Genomic DNA, 20311 nt, shown 5'->3' with positions numbered 1-20311 from the left:
GTCTCATAGCTACTGCATTTAAACGAAAAAAGCACTTAAGATTGTAATTTTTACAAATCTTAAGTGCTTTTTAATATTTTCATGAAATTTTCTTATTGTCCATTATTAGCAGGGGCTTCTCCTGCATTACCACCTGTATCTGGTTGTGTGGTCACTGGTGGCGTTGTATTTCCTTGGCCTCCTCCATTATTTGCTGGAGGTGTCGTATTTCCTTGGCCTCCTCCGTTATTTGCTGGAGGTGTCGTATTTCCTTGGTCTCCTCCGTTATTTGCTGGAGGTGTTGTATTTCCTTGGCCTCCTCCGTTATTTGCTGGAGGTGTCGTATTTCCTTGACCTCCTCCATTATTTGCTGGAGGTGTCGTTCCTTGACCATTACCATTATTTTGTTCATTTTGTTTCTTTTCTTCTTCTTGTTTCTTTTGCTCTTCTTGTTTCTTTTGTTCTTCTTGCTTCTTAAGTTCTTCTTGCTTCTTAAGTTCTTCTTGTTTCTTTTGTTCTTCTTGTTTTTTCAGTTCTTCTAGTTTCTTTAATTCTTCTTGCTTTTTCTCTTCTTCAGTTTTTTGCTGCTGATCTTGTTTTGGTTGTTCTGTCGTGTCTGGTACGCTCATATTTGGAGAAGAATCACGTTTTTCACCTTTTATACGTAACTCACTGCCTTCTTGAATTACACTACTTGGCATTTTAAAGCGTGATTTGTCAGTAGCAAACTCACTCATCATTTCTTTAAAGATCAACTGTGCGATTTTCGTATTTTTACTACTAATATACTCGTCTTTACCATCTTTCATATATCCAGTCCATACCGCCATCGTATATTGCGGCGTATAACCTGCAAACCAACTATCACGAGTTGCACTTTCTGGAATATTAAATTTCGCTAATTGTTTTGAATCATAGTTTGTTGTACCCGTTTTACCAGCTACATCTAAAGAACTAATATTTGCCGCTGTACCAGTACCTGATGTCACTACTGAGCGAAGCATATCAGTAATCATATATGCTGTAGAATCAGCTATAACTTGTTTTGGTTTTTGTCCAAAACTTTGTGATTTGCCGTCTGGATAAACTACTTTCTTAACAAAATGCGGTTTCGTATACTTTCCACCATTACCAAATGTCGCATAAGCACCCGCTATTTCTGTTGGTGATACTTCGTTTGTACCAATAGCTGTAGATTCTGCCGGCGCTTTATTAAATGTAATACCTAATTTCTCAGAGAATTCCTTTGATTTATTAAGTCCTACTTCTTTTGCAGTTTTAACTGCTGGAACGTTACGTGACATTTTTAACGCTTCACGCATAGTAATTGGGCCTAAATGACTTCTGTCCGCATTTCGAAGTTCTTGTCCAGTTGAATATTTAAATGGAGAATCATCAATTTGATGATACGTAGCCCATTTTAAATATTCAATTGCAGGACCGTAATCAAAGATTGGCTTCATAGTTGAACCAGCTGCACGATCTAATTCAATTGCCATATTATGCCCTTTAAATACTGCTTTATTTTCACCGCGCCCACTACCTATAGCACGAACCTCACCTGTTTTCGTATCCATAAATGTGAAAGCACCTTGGAATTTATCATTTGGATAATTAATAATATTAGTATCTAATATCCTGTCGGCAGCCTTTTGTGCTTCTATGTCTAAAGTTGTATAAATTTCTAAACCGTCAGAACCAATATTAGCATCTGGCAATTCCTTTTCAACTTCTTTCACAACCGCATCCATAAATGCAGGATATGGCATTGCTTGTACAGTTGCAGTCTTAAGTCCATCTGTTACTTTAACTTTCGAAGCTTCTTCCATTTCTGCTTTCGTAATATAACCATGTCGATTCATTAATTTTAGTACAACATCTCTTCTTTCTGTTGCTCTTTGAATATTTTCTGTTTTCGTCGGATCATAGTTATTCGGTGCTTTTGGTAAACCTGCAAGCATCGCAACTTCTGGTAATGTTAAATCTTTTAATTCTTTACCATAGTAGTTTTGTGCTGCTGTTGCGATTCCATATGAACGGTTTCCTAAGTTAATTTTATTTAAATACATTTCTAAAATTTCATGTTTTGAATACTGTTGTTCTAGCTTATACGCTAAATATATTTCCTGAACCTTACGTTTTGATGTTTTTTCCATCGATAAGAAGTAGTTTTTAATAACCTGCTGTGTTATCGTACTTCCACCTTGTGAACCGTAATCTCCTTTAAGACTTACCAAAACAGCACGTGCAGTACCTTTAAAGTCTACTCCGCTATGTTCGTAAAAACGTGCATCTTCTGTTGCTAAAAATGCATTTTCTACTAATTTAGGAATTTGATCATACGTAACATTCGTCCGTTTTTCTTTCCCGTATTCATATACCAAATCGCCATTTTTATCATAAATTTTTGAGGATAACGGATTAACAAGTTTTGCTTTCTCAAGTTTTGGTGCATCCTTAATCATTACGAAAAAAGTAGCAACCCCCGCCACTAAACCAACAATACCAAGTAATAAACAAGTAATTAAAAACTTGCGAAAGAATGATGTTTTACCTTTTGGTTTTTGTGTTTTAGAAGCTGGCTGTTTTTTCTTTTTAACTTGTCGTCGCTCCTCTCGAGAACGATAATTTTCTGACATGTTACTTTCTCCTGCCTTTCAATTCTCCCGTTGATTTACTTCAAAATATTGAGGTCACTTTCTAAAATGAATTTAATTAAAAAAGTATATTGACCTGGAGCATTCAATATTTTCCTAATTCACAGATTATAAATTTTAGAATACTTCTTATACAAACTATTTTCACTTCCATATTTCCTAATAATGCTGCCCCTTAAAGCATAGAATGTAAAAAGTGAATTTTTAATACCTCGTATAAATAATATACCTTTTTTTCAAATGGTCAATATTTTCTTATTTATAAATCAAAGGTGAAATAAAAATAGCACAACGATATGTACTTCGTGTGAACTTCCTTATGATTACGTATAACGAACATTTAATATATTGCATATAAGTATAATACCTCTTTAATTATAAGGATTTCAATACCACAACCTCAATATCTACTAGAAATCATCAAAACTGAAAAATAAGGAGTTGCGTAAGAATGAAATTATCTCCCGTTATCTCAAAAAATATAGTTGCTGTTGGCTATAATCCTTTTTCAATGATTTTACGCATTCAATTAAAGCATGGAATGTATGATTTCTTTAACGTACCTCAAAACATTTACACTGGTTTATTAAACGCACACTCTAAAAGTTATTATCACAATACTTATATTAAAAATTCTTACCGCTACACAAAAATTTAAACTTAACCACTATATAAAAAAGAAAGGAGGATAATAATATTATCCTCCTTTCTTTTTTATATAGTTTCACGATCCAATTACCTTCTATCCCTCTTATTAATTTCATCATATGCTTGAATTTGTTTTTTTAATCGCCGATCTGCTTTTTTATCATGCACAACTAATATCGCATGTATAACCCCTGGAACCCAAAATATTAATGTTAATATGAAATTAATTATTGCTTGAAATGGTTTTCCACAAAATAATACGGCTACAGGTGGAAGAATAATTGCCAATACATACATCATCTCTTGAAAACTCCTTGTTTTGTATTTTTTATCTCTCTTCATACACTAATAACTTTTCTACTGTATATATTCTATTCCAATGCAAAAAAACCTACCACTTCAACATTTCTACGTATGTAAAATTGTAATTTTACATACCCCCTTAAAAAAACAATTTCATATTTTTATTTTTTCTAACCTTTCTTCTTTCTCTATTATAGTTAATCCAATTGCAGAAATAATAGTTCCTATTGCTTGTATCCAAATACCAATAAGTGCTATTATTCTCTCATTTTTATTATCAACCATATTATCGTCATCTTCTATTCCATTCTTCAATACATTAACAATACCTTGATAAGCTTGAAGTCCAGCGCCTAAACTTTGCAAAGAATTGCCTAGTATTATAATTCTCTGTATCGCTTTCATCTGAAGTAAAGCCGCTTCTACTCCTAAAAAAGCTCCAATCGATTGTAAACTATTCCCTACAATTATGAGATAATCATTCTCTTTCAATTGTTCATTTATGTTAAAATATGTTCCTATTACATTTGATATATTCCCTAATGCCAATAATTCAATGCCCATTTTATCGAGCATTTCACTCTTATTCTCCAAACACTTATTTTGGTTTTCTCTTTCAGCTTCATCTTCGTTATCATTACTCGCTATAATTTGTAATATATACCCGAGGGCTTGTAACGAGCTTCCTACAATTACAAGATCTGATTCAACTTCCTCTTCTCCAATAAATCCTCTTGTAGTCCCAATAGCCGCTGTAAGATTTCCTCCTACTTGAAACCACGCTCCTGTCACTTTTAAACCGCTTAGGTTCATTCTTATCACCTATTTAAAAATTTTCTAATACTTTCGACATACACAAATGGCATCCTCTATCTCATATTTATTTTCTATATGTAATTTTGTGCATTCTATAATGTGTTACTAATACAAAAAAGCACCTTTAAGGTACTTTTTTTGAGCAAAGCGTTTATCGCTAATAATATAAATACATAAAAGATACTGATTTTCATACACATGCTGGACAAGTCAATGAATATCCATTTTTATCTATTGTTATATTCAATATATATTGAATTGCATGATGTGACCACATTTCAGGTGTAGGCGATTCATTTACATACTGTGGTGCACATGAATATAGCATTGGCGTGCTAATACTTCCACCCGGATCTAAAGCAACAACAGCCATACCATGAGGCAATTCCAGTGCCATTGATTTCGTGATACCTTCAATTGCAAACTTCGAGGCACAGTATGGTGCAAGCTCAGCTTCACCTTCTCTTCCCCAGCTAGAACTCATATTAATAATAATTCCTTCTTTCCTGGCTACCATCGCCGGAACAAATGCTCTTATTACATTTACTACACCATTTACATTTACATTCATTATATTTTCAAATTCTTGAGCTGGAACTTTCCACAATTGCGCATTTTTATTAACGATCGATGCGTTATTTATTAATAAATCGGGTGCTTTATTACTATTAAGTATATAGTTTGCCCAACTACTTACTTGCTGAGAATCTGAAACATCAATGATTTGAAAATCATGTGTCTTACCGTAATATTTTTTCAATTCTTCAATTTTATCTTTTGAACGTCCACAGCCAATTATACTCCATCCCAATTCATGAAATCGATCAACCATTGCACGACCTAAACCTTGCGTCACTCCTGTTATAATTACAATTTTCCCAATGTTGTTTCGCTTCAAGCCCATCTCCTCCTTTACAATATTTTACACTCACCCTTTTCATTCAACCATTTACTAAAGTATGAAATCATTTCATACTTTAGTAAGAATTTTTATATAAACAAAAAGAGTAACCATAACAGTTACTCTTTTTGTTTATATATTAAAGAATTCATTATTTATCTCGGTATTACTTTTAAAATCTTCATCTAGTCTCATCACATACTTTTATTTAATTTCTCAATCTCATATTGCAACTTTTTAAATTGTTCAAAATGCATGGTGATAGATTGACTGTTTCCATACTCAACACTATGCTTCACCAATAAAACACCAGTGTCATGAAAAATTGCTTCAAGTTCTTTTCTGATAGATACTTTCATTATATGCGCTGTTTTAATAGATGATAAAATTGCAATTTCATTAAACTTTAATTTTATTTCATTTGGACAAAATGCTTCTTCAACCAATATAACTTCATTGCTATAAATAAGTGCAACAAGATTACTTGATTTTGCATCTGTTAAATCTACTTTTTTTATAACATTATTCATTACATTTTGCCTCCTTTGTTTTCGTATATACTAATTATACAATTGTATTTTAGTTACTAAACCTTACATTCAGTTTAACACACTTTTATTATGAGCTACACTTCAAACGTTTTACTATTCCACAATTTTTTCACATGAACCATTTGGACTATAAGACCATATAATAGTGTTAACCAATGATTATAAAGTGGGTGAAAACTATGCCCTCAGTTGTAGGGAATTTAGTTGTACAAAATAGTAACGGTTCATTTAACTTAGGGGATTTCTACAACGTCTCTCCGAAAGAAAATACGAAGGCTTATAATGGATCTGGTGCTTCAAACGTTGGTTTTGTTGTTAATACTTTTAACGGTGTGAGTGCGACTAATACATTTGATTCTGACCTTGCAGATCAAAATCAAGTTGGTACAGCCTAACCCTATTTTTTCATCGTTCTGTTTAAAAATTTAAAATTTGTCTATACTATAATCAGGCTGTTACACAGCTATTGTTGATTTTTGGAGTACCCTATCTTTTTCTCCCTTTCCCTGGGGCTCAGCAGCTAGTATGAAGCTAGCTGCTTTTTCGTTTCATTTTTTCTGTTCCACATCTAACATAACGTAAAGAAAGCTAAAAGTTAAATTTCAGCTTTCTTTACGTTATTTCAATAATATCCGTAGTATTAAATACGTAAGTTTTATAAAATGCGTCAGTGCACATTATAATGTGCTTTAGCGGATTTATATGTACCACTGTCATGTAGCTAGTAAGGATGTAGCCATTTTCAAAATATGTCACCAATATTTCTTTCTCAGCCAACAATGACATTAATAATTTATCAGAAATCCTCTCTTTTTCTTCTTTTGTTAAGAGCGGTTTTTTTACTTTAAATTTCTCTCCAATAACTTTTCGCATACTTAACAACTGTTCCGACATTACTGTAAATGGAACCCATTCTCTTTCTTCTTTTTGCACCTTTACATCATTCATTTCTTTATCTCCTTGATCATCCATTCACTCTCACACATATTATTCCTTAATTATTCTTTAATAATTGCTGGCTCATATTTTTCACGTATAAGCAGACAATATAGCTCCCACCTCAAAATTCAGCACATGCGCGAAAATCAACTGCCCATAAACGCCCAATTGGTGAAAGCTAATAACCAGTAGACGATGCCCACCGCTAATTACAGTTTCACTATATTTCTAATTCTTATACTATCTGCAACCGAAAGAACATCCGTTCTAATTATACACGAACCTACGTTCCTTTGAGAAGAGATATATTTATATTTTTAATAAAATATAATTTAAATCATTTATTTTTTCTTCATCAAATGCGTTTCTTACTTCCTATTTAATAGGACGTTCACGTATCAACTAAAAAAGCGACTTCATACAAAGTAAAGTCGCTTTTTTTAATAACGTATATTTCTATATTTATTTTTCTATCCTGACAAGTGTTCTTTCTGGAATACAAATTTCATCTATATGAAAATGATTTATTTTTAATTTTAATTCTCCCACTCGTTCCTTATCTTCATCACCAACCCAACAACTGAATAATTCAAAATAGTCCCCATCATTTAAATACCCTTCCATAATCGAGCATAAAGTTAATAGCTTTTTCTTAGCTTCTTTCTTCTCCTTTTCATTTTGCCACTCATGAAGTTCAATGCCCCACATTGTTGAAATCTCATACGTGTAACTTGTTTGAAATTGAAACTCTTGTACAATTTTAAGCATACTTTCATCTGAAAAACACGGTCCAAAAACAATTACATCATTAGAATCTGCATCTGTTAACGGAATTTCTACATTGCACCCAATATAACTTGCTAAACTCATCTTTACTCCTCCAATATCCGTATAAAAAATACTTAATGTAAACATTTATCTACTCAAATATAAAATCCCTGCCTAAACTAAAAAGTTATAATGTTTCGATTTTATTAACCATCTATAAATAAAAGCATATATTATAAAGAACGAACTCACAAAATTTAGGAGATTTATAATGAACCACAATTCGTTCCTTATAAATTTCTATGAAAAGAGAGCAATTTAAACACTCTCTTTTCGTACATACTGTAAAACACTAATAATAATTAATTAATCCTTATTATTAAATATATTTCGGTTGTACTATTATATGTAATTCCCTCTCTGTTACTGCTTTTTTGGGGTGACGAAAATACTCTAATTCGTATTTTAATACCTCATAATCTACCATCCCGATCTTAATCCCTTTCGTTTCTTTTAAAATAGCTAATAGGTTACTTATATCTTCATCATACGACTCAAAAATTTTCCCTCCGCCTTCTCTTTGAAAAATTACTTTCACATTTTCTCCCCCTATATAATTTATTTATCTATTCAATAATTCACTTAAAAGTATTCATTCTTTCCCCTGAAAATTTCATACTAAAAAGAACATCCATTTTAATAGAATGTTCTGCTTTTCAATTCATTTAGCATTAATATTTTTTCAATAATATTGTATGTTTCATTCTGCAAATTATGTTTATCCACTACAATAAAGGAAAAGTAAAACTTAAATCAATTAAGGTTTTGTTCATCCTCCCACTAAAAATGAACCCACGCCAATCAAACTGCCTGCAAATAGCGGGATAAAATTAGTAAATTCGTTTTATATTTAATGAAATTAAAAAAACAAAACATTATAATATCAATATTTTATGAAGTAATGATCATTCCACCTTAAAACAATTACATAAATTCCCATTGTAATTCTTAATATTTAAATGTAATATTGTATTGTCTTACTATCTATTTATAACTCACACACTAACTAGAAAAGGGAACCTATATAGGTTCCCTTTTCTAATTACAGTCATTATTTCTTTTCTAGAAATTCAAATGTATTTTTAAAGTCTTTATCATTCACTTTAATATCAGCATCTTTCAATAAATCATTGACTACTTGCTGTTTCCATTTACCTGTTGTATCTTGCAGTCTTTGCTGTTCTAAATCTTTACGGATTTGATCTTTTACTTCATCATATGGCTTCAATTCTTTTTTATCTGTCACTTTAATAATATGGTAACCATAAGTTGTTTTTACTGGCTCACTTACTTGTCCTGCATCTAATTTATATGCAGCTTCCTCAAATTCCTTCACCGTTTGCCCTGGAGCAAAACCAGTTATTTCTCCGCCTTGTTCCTTTGAACCAGTATCCTCTGAGTATTGCTTCGCTAAAGCCGCAAAGTCTTCACCATTACTTACTTTCTCTTTCACTTCTTTAGCAGTCTTTTCATCTTTTACTAAAATGTGACTTACCTTCATTTCTGGTTTATAGTTATCTTTTACATCTTTTTCTGTAACAGTCGCTTTAATCGCTTTCTCAAATGCAATTTCTGGCTTCATTTTTTCTTTTAATTCATCTTCATTTTTCAATCCAACTTGCTCTAAAGTCGATTTGAAGTTGTCACCCATTTTATCTTTTGCTTCTTCTACTTGTTTTTTTGCTTCCTCATCTGAAACTTTATATTTATCTAGCAACGCCTTACTTAACACCATTTGGTATAAAGTACTTTCCCCATATTTTTGTCTTAATTCTTTACTTAACTCTTTCTCTGTAACATTTCCTACTTTCGATGTTACTACGTTGTCTGAGGAACCACATGCAGATAATGCCAGTACTACGCATGAAATAATTGTTCCTAAAAATAGCTTTTTCTTTTTCAATTCAAAATACCTCACTTTTATTATTCTACAGGAATAACAATACAGTGTACTTGTGTAAACAATGTGTTTTCCACATGTAATTCATTTCATTTGAAAAACTATGTATCATATTCTTTTTGTTCAAATAGTAAAGGTCATCTTACTATGTACCAGAAATATGACCATTTACGCATCCCGAAAAACATGTAACTACTTATAGATACTTAATACTAGCTATCTATAATATAAATAAAGAGAATCTATATTATTTTTCAAAATATACAATTTTTACATTCTGATCACATCATAAAACTCCATACCATTATCAAATCAACTAAAATTTCATATTATACTAATACGTCTTTATAATCTAAACGAAAAAGCGCAGTATACCATACTGCATCTTAGGAGCTGATTTCATGGAAAAAAAACCTATCGTGCTCAAAGTTCCACCAAATTCAAAACTAAAAGTTACATTTTTCGGTCCTTGTAACGAGGTAATTACAAATGTTTCTATAATTAATCAACTGTCCACACCTAAATGTCAAACTATTACACAATATCCAAAATATAAAAAATACGAAACTGAAGTGCGATCATTATCCAATTGTTAATCTGTTCTATTCACAATCCTTACAATTTATTTAGCTAGACGACTCCGGTAATAGACTAAAATTACTCATTTTATGATATTTCATTGATAATCTATTGGTTTTCTACACGTTTTTATTAGCCGAGCATATATTATCGTATGGAGATTACCCACTCATAAAACCTATCTTTCTTTAGAGCGTACTTTGTATGTATGCTCTTTTTTATTTATCCCTCATTTTGTACAGATAAACCTGTACACTTTTATATTTCATAAGTGGTAAACTCACCCGCTGCTTATAAACACTTTAATCAATGTGTACTCAACAATACTTCTTTATTTATTATACATTCACTATAACCCTTGCATTTTCTTTCGATTTTTAAGAATTTGAAATTCCCCTTCTAAATTAACTAAAGATGTATTAAAATTCTTTATATACTCAAGGAGGGCAAATATGTTCAAGTTACATCCAATACTACTTATCTTAGGGTTTATTTTATTTTTATATAGCATAACCGCCTTAATGTTATTCCTTTCAGTACATTAAGTAATATCTACACAAACATATGTTACATATGTAATTTCTATATAGTTAAAAAAAGCCCGTATTTATACGGAATTTTATGTCTTGATAAATTAAGATGTCTTTTCTAATCCATATGACGACTAGCAAATTTAGTGCGAAAGAACTTTCACTACCATAGTACCTGTTTCATTGTACTCTTTTTATTACCTGCAGAAGATCTACTACTCAAAATAAGATAGCCCTTTCCACCCCAAAACTGCAAAAAATAATTTTGAAACTTTCTCTTTCATTTTTTTATGTTGTACCTCATTGTCGTTTTTATTTTCACTTTCATCAATACATCCAAGCATGGGAAATGCTCCTGAAATAAAATACATTTAACCTATTTACTTATATATTTTAGAAAAACAATAATAATCCCCCACCATTTGGTGAAGGGGATTAACTAAACCTACTGAAAAGTATTTTATTGTCTTCATTATTCAGTTGGAGAAGGGAATCTTGCAGCTTCAAAGTGAACTGTATTAAAACCATTAACATTTTGAACAATCACTCCAGCAACACTACTCTGAGCAAAAACTTCAACTGAATCCCCTGCTTCTAATTGAAGAATAGAAGTTACTGAAACATCATTATTAAAAAATACCCCAGTCCCAAAGAAATCATTATCAATTGCTATTGCCGGATTTCCATTCACACGAATTTCAACTCTAGCTCTGTAATTTACATTAAAATCATTTGGGGAGAATGTTATATTCCCTAATACACTATATACCCCTTTAGTCTTCGGGATAAAAATAGATGTTGCTGGATTATATTCATTCGCTAAATCAAACTGTTCATTTTGAAATAATACTTTAACAGAAGTATTTTCCGGGACAGGCTGATTCATTGTATTAACAGCTCTAAATGCAGACGCCCTTACAAGCTTTTCTTTCTTATCCTCACAACAATTCACTTTTACATACTTTCTATCACATGGACTATTTTTTCTAAAGCAATCATGACTTTTATTTTTGTAGCCTTGACAATACTTACAATAATAATAAGACGTAGTAAGTCCTCCTTTAAATTTATTATTACATTCTATGTAACATAGATTAAATTAGTTTGGACAAACTGTTACTCTTTTCAATAGAATAAAATATCCCCACCATTACGGTAAGGATTACACTCTATCTTCTATATACTCGACTTTATTTTATTGGAGAAGGGAATCTCGCAGCTTCAAAATGTGAGCCATCTTCTGAAGGACTTAACACTCCGTCTATGCTACTTTGTGCATAAACCTCAACTTGATCTCCTTCATTCAATTGAATAATCGTCGAAACACTTACTACATTTCCAAAACTTATTGGACCGAAAAAGTCATTATCTATAGCTATTGCTGCGTTTCCATTCACACGAATTTCTACGCGCGCTCTATAATTTAAGTTAAGATTATTTGGAAAAAAACCAATCGTTCCTATAATTGAGTAAACTCCTCTAGTCTTCGGAATAAAAATGGACGTTGCTGGATTATACTCATTTGCTAAATCAAATTGTTCATTTTGGAACAATACCTTTACAAAAGTATTGGCAGGAACCGTTTGATCCACTGTATTTCTAGCTCTAAATGCTGATGCCCTAACAAGCTTATCCTTGTTGTCATTACACTTACTAGTGTTCTTACAACAGTCATGCTGTTTCTTTTTATACTCTTTACAATACTTACAGTAGTAATAGCAAGACATACTAGTTCCCCTTTCATGCTTATTACTCCATATTATGTAAAAGAGATTCATAATGTTTGGACGAGCTATTACTTTAGTCCTATACTTATCGCCTATTTATATACACATAACATCCCCACAAAACCACAATCTAGATGTATAGTGCGCTTTATTCAAATTTGATAGGCTCTTCTCTTATCTATTTTACTTTTATACATAAAAAAAGAGCGAATCTACATTCGCTCTTTCACGCATTTTTATGGCCCAAAGCTTATCATCCAACCTAACATAAATCCAAATATAGAAAACAGCAGCATAAAAAAATATAAACTACATGCCCACAATGCATATTTCCGACTTTTGCTTTTTGTAATCATACCTACGACTGAGCACACCAATCCAATACCAACTATTTGCAGAAAACCTTTACCTATAAATGTTTCTTGAATAAGCAATATAATGTTTAAATACAATAACGCTAGAAAGGCAATAATTAATGAAATAATCCCCATCCACGTTTCCTGTTTATAAATATGATTCTTTCTTTTTTTTAAAAATGCCAATTCCATAATCTCGCTTCACCTACTTTCAATTTTCTAACTTTTTCGTGGCTCATCAATTTTTCAACTTCTGCTTTAGGTCCTGTTACAACTGCCCCATATGTTTTTATCCCATTTTTTTCAAGGAAAGAAATACGCTTTGACAACTCTAATACTTTCGCTCTAGATAGCTTCACTGCTAAATTTTCATGCTTCTGTAATGACTTTAACACATCAATAAATTGTTCCTCATGAGGTGAATCACTTACAAAAGCACCACTTGGCCTTGAAATCATATCTGCCGGAAAGCCCACCGGGGCAACATACATACCCTCGTCATTCGTTTGCTTCTCCTCTAATCCTGTATTAACGGCATACCACACAATATCAATAGTAGGAAACATATTCGTTACCTCTTGTACACTCAATAATTCTCTAAAAGATACAAATGCTTCTACTACAGATTCTTGCGGAAGACCCTTTAATACCTGCGCTTCTTCGCTACTATTATAGGACGCATTATAATTATTAGGATGAGACAATACCTCGTTATCTATATACGGAATTTCTGGAATTTTTTCATCTGTTGTATATTCACGGCTTACTCTCGTTGCTCTACTAAATACATAATCTGTTTTCTCTTCTCCTATTCGAATATCTTTCTTCCCTACCCTTTTATACAAATCAAAATGCAATTGTAAACTAAGCGGTAACAATGATTGCTCCATGTCCCTATCTTTCAAAAATACATTTGGTTCTGTTACACTTAACGTTTGATTTACTACATTCCGTATCTCCATTGCGTTTGTAGGTGCAAATACATAGTATGCGAGTGTAGATATATACAATATAGGTTGAATAAGTAATAAAAAAGTAAATACAATTAAAACATTCGTAATACGCGCTCTTTTCTTTCCTATTTTCAACACTTGCTCCTGTTTTCCATCAGGAAGAGAAGCAGGCCTTTGCTGAAGAGCTTCTTGTAACAATTCTTTATAATCTTCTTGTTCGGAATGAGGTTTATCATTTGTCATTTTGACTCTTTTCCTCCTTTAACAATTGTTTTAATCTCTTTCTCCCGCGAAATATGTGACTTTTATACGTGTTTAACTTTAAATCTAATACAGAAGCACCCTCTTCGTACGTTAATTCATGTACATCACATAATAAAATAGCTTGCGCCTCTACCACCGGCAAAGTATGAATAATCTGAATTAGTTTTTCATAACTATTTTTTGCGACTACATACTCTTCTGTAGATTCACCTGCTTGAATTGCCTCTAATTCCTCCGTTCCTACAAAAGATACTTTTTTCTCTTTCCTAACAAAATCAATAAACGTATGATATGCCACTTTAAAAAGCCATGATTTTACCTTTTGGTTTTCATAGTCTTCTAGATAAAGATACGCTCGATAAAAAGTCTCCTGCATCAAGTCCTCCGCTACATGATGGCTACGAGAAAGGGAAAATAAATACCGGTACACATCGTTGATATAAATCTTATATATTTCTTCAATTTCCATCCCCCTCCTCCTTTCACATATAACACGAATAAGCGAGTTAAAAAGTTGCATTATTTTTCCTTTTTATATTTTTATTTACAAAAAAAAGAAATAACTCTTATAAATTCAAATAACTATTTACAATTATAAACAAAATATAAGATTTTATGACTGTAAATATACTTCAAAGCCAGTAAAAAACGATTCGGATGTTTACCTGCTCTTGTAGGTTGATTGTCAAATGACAATCGTCCTGTACGATATAACCACAGATAGGACTTCTTTGTTGTATCTCGACCTTGTTCAAGTAAGACTTGTAAGTTTGTTTCATCCGTATAAATAAATATTCATGTATCCCTTCATACAAAGCCATTAACCATCATGTGTCATGATTAGATAATTCCCATTCTTTCTTTAATCGGTATCTTCTTACAACAAAAACTCTACTTTTAGTATGTACGGAGATTATCTCATGAGTTATTTACAAATTATATGTGACGACTAATTGACGCTTACATATACACAATTTCATCTCGCCATTTGTGACAAACAAGGCTCATACCTCACAATTCGGCACATGCGAGAAAGTTAGGTGGGGGCCTTGTTGTGCCCCGTATATGCCCGATTGGTAAGGCCTAATAATTGGTTTGGGATGCTTGCCCCGAACTAATTAAACTTTCACTTTATAGGTTAAATACAGTTCCATATGGGATCGTAAGAAAAGAACTTCCATACGGTGTAATAGGTTGCACTGGATAAAAATACTCCATTGATGAATAATACGGCTGGATACCTTGTTGCTGCATTTGCATTTGTATTTGTTGTTGCATTTGTAACGCTTGTTGAACAGCTTGAACTGTACTTTGTGCTCCGCTATACGTTATAGATGTACCATATGCTGGTCGCATACCCGCTTGAGAATAAAAATACGAATAAAACATTTTTTTCAGCTCACTTTCATATAAGTTATTACAAATTATGTTATGATTCTTTATTTCAGCGGGTGCTGAAAGTTAGTCTATTAGCTTTGATTAAGTTTAAAAATTTCTATTATCTCTTACACTTTCATATTTCATTTACAAAGTTTATCTACTAATACTAATTTAATTTTCGGAGGGGCATTTCATTTACAAGTTTTCGATAATTACTTTACAAACTAAAAGATAAAAAATTCACTATTTCTAATTCAATTCGATTACTTTCGAAACTATACAAATGAATTTTCAAGATTATTAAAGGTAAATTATCTATCTATATATACATCCTCCACAAAATAAAAGCACCCTAAACGGATGCTTTATTTTTCACTACTATAATTTCTTAGCAATAATTCAATTGTCCACGAATTTCACCATTAGGATGTTGTACTGTATGAACATTAATATAAATGTTTCCAGATATGATTTCATTTACAAGAGTACCTAATGTTTGACCCGCTAACGGCCCAACCAAATCTTCTTGAGTAATCATTCCCGTAAGCGTTGCACACTCTATTGAAACCGGATTTGTTATTGGTCCAAATAAAAAAGCTATCACAGGACCGTTCGTTCCTTTTGCTCCAAGATGCAGATGGGCAGCTGTTACATCCTCTATATTGAATAGATCCAACTTGAATTTTAGGCTAAGTTTATCCCGACTTAATTTAAAGAAAGCCTCTCCTCGAGCGTCTGTTTCTACTGGTGGGACTTCATTTCTACCACGTAACTTTGCAAAAAACATATCTATCACTCCTATGCTTTTATATACTACCAATATATTCATATCCTTTTTATAAGGTGACAAAAAGGCAGCTGTTAGACTATTGAAAGTCACTTTATATAATAGATTAATTTATCAATTTTATTAAATTTATAAATTAATATATAACATTTTTTAATTCGATTCATATACTGTAGTAGATTACTAGAAAGGAGGTGTAAGCATGGAAAGTTGTGTTTTGTTCGTTAATGGACAACCTCTTTTAGTGGTATCAGTTGCTGGAATCGAAATTGCGAGATTAGAACTTTCACTTCAAGTAGCATTGACTTTAATAGCATTAGGGATTCCAATCTGTGCATAAAAGTTAGGTATTTATTAAAAAGAGGGCTTAAGCTCTCTTTTTTATTTTTATCTTTCCTTCACAACAAAAAAAGACGCCATTAAAATTACGGCATCACGTACAATAACTGCTATTTGTTTAATCATTACTTCACTAGCAATCCTAATTCATGTAGAATTTCTGAGAACGAATAGCCATATGCAAAACCTATAATACGAATCCCTGGGGTCCATCTATGTTCTAAATTTTCATTGTATGTTTTCTTATAATACTTTAATTCAGAATCTATATTATATTTGTCGTTAATAATTACTTCATCACTATGAAATCCATCCATTTCAATCTGAACAGCTACGTACTCTGCTCCCTCAATTAAGGCTTTAATATAACACTTTTCTAATTCCTCTAATGTCATCCCCATTATTAACCTCCTATCATAATGGGCGTTTTGTTCGATAAAAAAGAGCATCTGAATCAGTAGATGCGAAGATATACAAAAGGTAATCTCATTGAGTATTTAATAGTTTATAAGCTCGTTACTTGTCCTACAACATATTATATGATTTTTATATAAAAATGGTTCATCAAAAAAAAGTAAAAATCACCATTTATTATTTTAAAAGATAGTTACAATTTTATTTTTTAAGCTAGTCTATCAATCGCTCCCTTCTAATTCCTGACTTTCTTCACGTATTTGTCCAATTAATGAAAATACAGAACCTACAGCTTGGATCCAACTGCCTATGGTATCTATTGACTGTCCTTCTTTCTTTTTATCCAGCTCACTATTTACTTGATTGTCTAAGTTCCCCTCCGAATCATTTACTAGTTCGTCTTTACTATCCTGCCGCTCTCTTCTAATACTTTTCAGTTCATAAATCCCTCCAATTGCCTGCAATGAATTCCCTATAGCTTGCAATAAGTTTCCTACAATATTAAAAGATTCATCTTTATCTGAAGCATCTTCAAATTCATCTGCTAATGCTGTAAGTCCTCCTAAAGCCTGTGTCCAATTCCCAGCAATCACTAATTTTATTTTTGTTTCATCTTTAAACTCAATAACCAATCCAGATATTACAGTTACATTACCAATTGATTGAATTTCATTTCCGATTTTTTCAAGAGATATTTCTCCTTGACCATCAGCCTCTAAAGCGTTACCAACTGCTTGTAATGTGTTTCCATATATATTTAAATCCTCCCTTACATTACTACTTATAAAATAGAACGGTGTACTTCCAATAGCGGAAGTTATTGTACCTATAGCTGCTATCAATGCACCAAATATTTCTTTTAGTTGGTTCTCCATTTATAACCTATCCCAACATTAAGTAATTACTTTCATCCTATTCACTCACACATCTACCTGTTAAAAATTCAAACTGTTTCTGTTATCAATACTGTTACAAATACAGTTATAGATACGGTCCCAGTAAGGCTTGCTCTAACTGGTATAGCAACTGGAACTATTTGTGGATAATATTAAAAAAACAAAGGGACAAAAAAGCGGTCCCTCTATTTACTTTTTTAAAATCGCAATATACATGGAAAGGATATTAGTCATAATCAAAATTCGATTCATTTCATTCTTCGTATGTATACTTTTATACATTAGTTTGTAAAACCCCTTGTATTAAGAAAAGTCACTGAGTATCTTTACGAACTTTAAACATAGTAATAAATTACCTATATCACACTCTAATCTTATTTTCCTAACCTCATATGCATCATCCCCTAAAATTCCTTACAAAATAAAAAAGCAGCTGTTAAGCTACTATAAATTCGTTTTATCCCCAAGAGAAATGATAAATATATTCTCCCGTTACACTTTGATTAATCCCAATAATTCTAGCAAACCTCATTAAGTCCGCACCCTGAAGAAAATACATCGCAAGCATAACTGGCACTTGCGACCACATAAACTGATAAAGCTCCTCAACTCTCAGGTTTGTCGAAACAATTAAATCATTTACAGGCCCTTGATTCCATACAGAAGTTCTAACTGAACGAAACGGAAGATCTTTCCCATTAACCACGATTCGTGCCATACTTTGAGTTATGTCCACAACAATTCCCTCCATCATTACAAAAATCAGACCTGTGTATTTTACTCCTTTCGTTATAAATATTCTTAACCTTCATAAATGTCTAAGGCAAACCTCTATTTTTGCTTCTATTCAAATGAATTTATTTCACACAGTAAACAAGTTAATGAAATTTCAGTATTACTCTCCTCAACTTCCGTATCATTTAGATCATGTACACCCTTATTCAACTTTACAATCCGGTATGCAAAATTACATATCTTATTATCTCAATATCACTTTATTTACTACAAGATGATAGAAAAACATTCAAACCAATTGATAAATCAACATTTGTAATTTAATTCCTTATTTTAAATCCCACCTTATTATTTTTAAACACTATATTCGAATAATTATATTGGAATTTCTTGTTGTATACACATCTATCTTTTTCAGGTATTATATACGAGAAGAGTAAGGTAAGAGTTACTCTTTGCCATTTTAGGAAAGGTCCTGTTGGAAACAACAGGACCTTTTTTCGTATTAGCAATACTCAATAAGAAACACAAAAGGCACGAAATTCACGCACTTTGGCTAAATATATAAAATTAATTGGCATTTCTGGATCAGCTTTACAATGGCCATTGTGCATGAGCATCGATTTTTCTAGCATCTAGTTCACCTCCTTAAAAATGCAGGATTTCCCTTTTCAATATCGAATTAGTAATGTTTGGAAAGGGGGTGTAACATGGCAGAAATTAAGGTGGGACTTACACAATTTTTAGACTTCACACTGAAAAGTAGTGCAGCAAAAACAAATTTTGTAAAGAATCTAAAATCTCAACCTGAATATCACCCAGTTTTTGATTACTGGAAACAATTACGAGAAACTGTTATTAAATTTCATAAAAACGAACTACATTTTGAATATTTCGAAACATTAATACAAACTGTTGACCAGAAGAAAAAGCAAAACTATATTGATGTTATAAAGCAGTACAAAAAATTTATTAAAAACAAAGACGTCTCTTGGTTTGATCCAGGTAAATCACATTGGTTATCAGATAATTTAATCGTCCGCTCATCACCTGAACTCGGTTTGCTCATTAATGATGAGCCGCATCTTATTAAACTGTTTTTCAAAGGAAAAAAAGAGCGAATTGATAAATATAACATCAACTCAACACTGACGTTATTAAATGAATCAACATTTTCAAATGAACATAACGATGTGAATTATACGGTCCTTAACATCCAAAAGAACAGAATGTATACGAATAACTCTATTAATAATGATCATTTAATAGCACTTGAATCAGAAGCTCACCAACTGTGTTATTTATGGAATAAGATGTAAAGGGTATAGTCATTTCTTTCAATACCCTGTTCACGCTTAATTTGGGCACAATTTTCACAAATCCAATTCGTTTAAGCTCACCTTCTTGTTTCTCAAAAACAATGCAGGGTGGGCGTTTTTTGAAAACAGTTTCTTTACGATCCATCTCACCATCCTAATTCCCCCCTCCGAAAGAATAATATAATGATCTCTTTCTACCACATCTACATTAACCGCCTGACTTCTTAACCGCTGAATAATTCCTAAGATGTTCTTACGATTCCTTTCTCGTTCCACATCATGTTTTTCTTTCGCTCTATATAGTGCAACAATTCTCCCTCTTGTTACTCGCACTTCTTTCACCCCCATTTACTTTATTTTGTTGTGATTGTTGCTGGAACTCAGCTAACGCCGCCCTAATCTCTTCTCTCACAACTTCATGAATAAATGCTTATAACAATTCCTCTAAATTCATACATGCATCCCCTACATCATTTTTTGAATTTCCTGCTTGTTGTTCAATTCACTCAT

Annotated in this window: 26 protein-coding genes and 2 pseudogenes; 5 read left to right on the top strand and 23 right to left on the bottom strand. The window is 32.1% G+C overall.

What is annotated here, in order from left to right; all coding sequences use genetic code 11:
• Positions 1-92: 92 nt before the first annotated feature.
• Entirely contained in the window at positions 93-2618 is a 2526-nt protein-coding gene (locus ACQVV1_RS00695) for a transglycosylase domain-containing protein (protein ID WP_431168428.1), read from the bottom strand.
• Positions 2619-3087: 469 nt separating this feature from the next.
• Here ACQVV1_RS00695 and ACQVV1_RS00690 point away from each other — a divergent pair, with 469 nt between their 5' ends.
• Positions 3088-3294 carry a KTSC domain-containing protein gene (locus ACQVV1_RS00690; RefSeq protein ID WP_097949322.1) on the top strand — a complete coding sequence of 69 codons (207 nt, stop codon included), beginning with the start codon at positions 3088-3090 and terminating at the stop codon, positions 3292-3294.
• A gap of 77 nt (positions 3295-3371) precedes the next feature.
• On the opposite strand, the gene ACQVV1_RS00685 is transcribed toward ACQVV1_RS00690, so the two are convergent.
• The 4 genes from ACQVV1_RS00685 to ACQVV1_RS00670 form a co-directional block, all read right to left on the bottom strand.
• Entirely contained in the window at positions 3372-3584 is a 213-nt protein-coding gene (locus ACQVV1_RS00685; RefSeq protein ID WP_242251884.1) for a YqaE/Pmp3 family membrane protein, read from the bottom strand.
• A gap of 156 nt (positions 3585-3740) precedes the next feature.
• Positions 3741-4400 (bottom strand): DUF6944 family repetitive protein, encoded by a 660-nt coding sequence (locus tag ACQVV1_RS00680; RefSeq protein ID WP_309260130.1) that lies wholly within the window; start codon positions 4398-4400, stop codon positions 3741-3743.
• A gap of 193 nt (positions 4401-4593) precedes the next feature.
• Entirely contained in the window at positions 4594-5301 is a 708-nt protein-coding gene (locus ACQVV1_RS00675; RefSeq protein WP_242251881.1) for an SDR family oxidoreductase, read from the bottom strand.
• 197 nt (positions 5302-5498) lie between these two features.
• On the bottom strand, positions 5499-5834 hold the full coding sequence (locus ACQVV1_RS00670) for a hypothetical protein (RefSeq protein ID WP_063223398.1): 336 nt from the start codon (positions 5832-5834) through the stop codon (positions 5499-5501).
• A gap of 200 nt (positions 5835-6034) precedes the next feature.
• On the opposite strand from ACQVV1_RS00670, the gene gerPF reads away from it, so the two are divergent.
• Positions 6035-6250: a spore germination protein GerPF gene (gene gerPF / locus ACQVV1_RS00665; protein WP_001141565.1), complete on the top strand. Its 216-nt coding sequence runs from the start codon at positions 6035-6037 to the stop codon at positions 6248-6250.
• Between the two features lie 217 nt (positions 6251-6467).
• Here the strand turns inward: gerPF and ACQVV1_RS00660 are convergent, their stop codons facing one another.
• The 4 genes from ACQVV1_RS00660 to ACQVV1_RS00645 form a co-directional block, all read right to left on the bottom strand.
• Complete coding sequence (locus ACQVV1_RS00660; protein WP_242251879.1) at positions 6468-6803, bottom strand: YolD-like family protein; 336 nt, start codon at positions 6801-6803, stop codon at positions 6468-6470.
• A gap of 453 nt (positions 6804-7256) precedes the next feature.
• Positions 7257-7664: a KH domain-containing protein gene (locus ACQVV1_RS00655; protein ID WP_063223400.1), complete on the bottom strand. Its 408-nt coding sequence runs from the start codon at positions 7662-7664 to the stop codon at positions 7257-7259.
• Between the two features lie 277 nt (positions 7665-7941).
• On the bottom strand, positions 7942-8160 hold the full coding sequence (locus tag ACQVV1_RS00650) for a hypothetical protein (protein WP_063223401.1): 219 nt from the start codon (positions 8158-8160) through the stop codon (positions 7942-7944).
• Between the two features lie 513 nt (positions 8161-8673).
• Positions 8674-9525, bottom strand: a complete 852-nt coding sequence (locus ACQVV1_RS00645; protein WP_242251877.1) for a peptidylprolyl isomerase PrsA — start codon at positions 9523-9525, stop codon at positions 8674-8676.
• A gap of 398 nt (positions 9526-9923) precedes the next feature.
• Between ACQVV1_RS00645 and ACQVV1_RS00640 the strand changes: the two genes are divergently transcribed.
• Entirely contained in the window at positions 9924-10118 is a 195-nt protein-coding gene (locus tag ACQVV1_RS00640; protein WP_063223403.1) for a hypothetical protein, read from the top strand.
• A 728-nt stretch (positions 10119-10846) separates the two neighbouring features.
• On the opposite strand, the gene ACQVV1_RS00635 is transcribed toward ACQVV1_RS00640, so the two are convergent.
• From ACQVV1_RS00635 to ACQVV1_RS00595, 9 genes and pseudogenes are all read right to left on the bottom strand, one after another.
• Positions 10847-10975: a hypothetical protein gene (locus ACQVV1_RS00635; RefSeq protein ID WP_257148973.1), complete on the bottom strand. Its 129-nt coding sequence runs from the start codon at positions 10973-10975 to the stop codon at positions 10847-10849.
• Positions 10976-11103: 128 nt separating this feature from the next.
• Entirely contained in the window at positions 11104-11715 is a 612-nt protein-coding gene (locus ACQVV1_RS00630) for a C1q-like domain-containing protein (RefSeq protein WP_063223448.1), read from the bottom strand.
• 106 nt (positions 11716-11821) lie between these two features.
• On the bottom strand, positions 11822-12409 hold the full coding sequence (locus ACQVV1_RS00625) for a C1q-like domain-containing protein (protein WP_375296227.1): 588 nt from the start codon (positions 12407-12409) through the stop codon (positions 11822-11824).
• Positions 12410-12594: 185 nt separating this feature from the next.
• A complete protein-coding gene (locus ACQVV1_RS00620; protein ID WP_309260129.1) occupies positions 12595-12906 on the bottom strand; it encodes a hypothetical protein in 312 nt (103 codons plus the stop codon).
• A complete protein-coding gene (locus ACQVV1_RS00615; RefSeq protein WP_242251873.1) occupies positions 12888-13910 on the bottom strand; it encodes an anti-sigma factor in 1023 nt (340 codons plus the stop codon). The genes ACQVV1_RS00620 and ACQVV1_RS00615 overlap by 19 nt, the downstream gene beginning before the upstream one ends.
• Positions 13900-14400: a sigma-70 family RNA polymerase sigma factor gene (locus ACQVV1_RS00610; protein WP_063223407.1), complete on the bottom strand. Its 501-nt coding sequence runs from the start codon at positions 14398-14400 to the stop codon at positions 13900-13902. Before ACQVV1_RS00610 ends, ACQVV1_RS00615 begins: the two co-directional genes overlap by 11 nt.
• 147 nt (positions 14401-14547) lie before the next feature.
• Positions 14548-14720 (bottom strand): annotated as a pseudogene (locus tag ACQVV1_RS00605) (IS66 family transposase); the annotation flags it as partial.
• A 342-nt stretch (positions 14721-15062) separates the two neighbouring features.
• Positions 15063-15320, bottom strand: a complete 258-nt coding sequence (locus ACQVV1_RS00600; protein WP_242251872.1) for a DUF3947 family protein — start codon at positions 15318-15320, stop codon at positions 15063-15065.
• 379 nt (positions 15321-15699) lie between these two features.
• A complete protein-coding gene (locus ACQVV1_RS00595) occupies positions 15700-16098 on the bottom strand; it encodes a CHRD domain-containing protein (protein WP_242251871.1) in 399 nt (132 codons plus the stop codon).
• A 202-nt stretch (positions 16099-16300) separates the two neighbouring features.
• On the opposite strand from ACQVV1_RS00595, the gene ACQVV1_RS00590 reads away from it, so the two are divergent.
• Positions 16301-16438: a DUF3956 family protein gene (locus ACQVV1_RS00590; protein ID WP_000443219.1), complete on the top strand. Its 138-nt coding sequence runs from the start codon at positions 16301-16303 to the stop codon at positions 16436-16438.
• Between the two features lie 124 nt (positions 16439-16562).
• Here the strand turns inward: ACQVV1_RS00590 and ACQVV1_RS00585 are convergent, their stop codons facing one another.
• The 3 genes from ACQVV1_RS00585 to ACQVV1_RS00575 all read right to left on the bottom strand — a co-directional run bounded on the left by ACQVV1_RS00585 (position 16563) and on the right by ACQVV1_RS00575 (position 18501).
• Positions 16563-16838, bottom strand: coding sequence for a hypothetical protein (locus ACQVV1_RS00585; protein WP_242251870.1), 276 nt, complete (start codon positions 16836-16838; stop codon positions 16563-16565).
• Positions 16839-17072: 234 nt separating this feature from the next.
• Positions 17073-17726 (bottom strand): DUF6944 family repetitive protein, encoded by a 654-nt coding sequence (locus ACQVV1_RS00580; protein WP_242251869.1) that lies wholly within the window; start codon positions 17724-17726, stop codon positions 17073-17075.
• A gap of 478 nt (positions 17727-18204) precedes the next feature.
• Complete coding sequence (locus ACQVV1_RS00575) at positions 18205-18501, bottom strand: hypothetical protein (protein WP_242251868.1); 297 nt, start codon at positions 18499-18501, stop codon at positions 18205-18207.
• Positions 18502-19192: 691 nt separating this feature from the next.
• Between ACQVV1_RS00575 and ACQVV1_RS00570 the strand changes: the two genes are divergently transcribed.
• Entirely contained in the window at positions 19193-19801 is a 609-nt protein-coding gene (locus ACQVV1_RS00570) for a hypothetical protein (RefSeq protein WP_431168427.1), read from the top strand.
• Between the two features lie 54 nt (positions 19802-19855).
• Here the strand turns inward: ACQVV1_RS00570 and ACQVV1_RS00565 are convergent, their stop codons facing one another.
• Together ACQVV1_RS00565 and ACQVV1_RS00560 are read right to left on the bottom strand one after the other, a co-directional pair.
• On the bottom strand, positions 19856-20134 hold the full coding sequence (locus ACQVV1_RS00565) for a hypothetical protein (protein ID WP_431168426.1): 279 nt from the start codon (positions 20132-20134) through the stop codon (positions 19856-19858).
• A 16-nt stretch (positions 20135-20150) separates the two neighbouring features.
• Positions 20151-20225 (bottom strand): annotated as a pseudogene (locus ACQVV1_RS00560) (helix-turn-helix domain-containing protein); the annotation flags it as partial.
• Between the last annotated feature and the right edge of the window lie 86 nt (positions 20226-20311).

Origin of the sequence: Bacillus basilensis, assembly GCF_050630465.1 — a bacterium.
Classification (GTDB): domain Bacteria; phylum Bacillota; class Bacilli; order Bacillales; family Bacillaceae_G; genus Bacillus_A; species Bacillus_A basilensis.
This window is presented reverse-complemented; position numbering and strand designations above follow the sequence as displayed.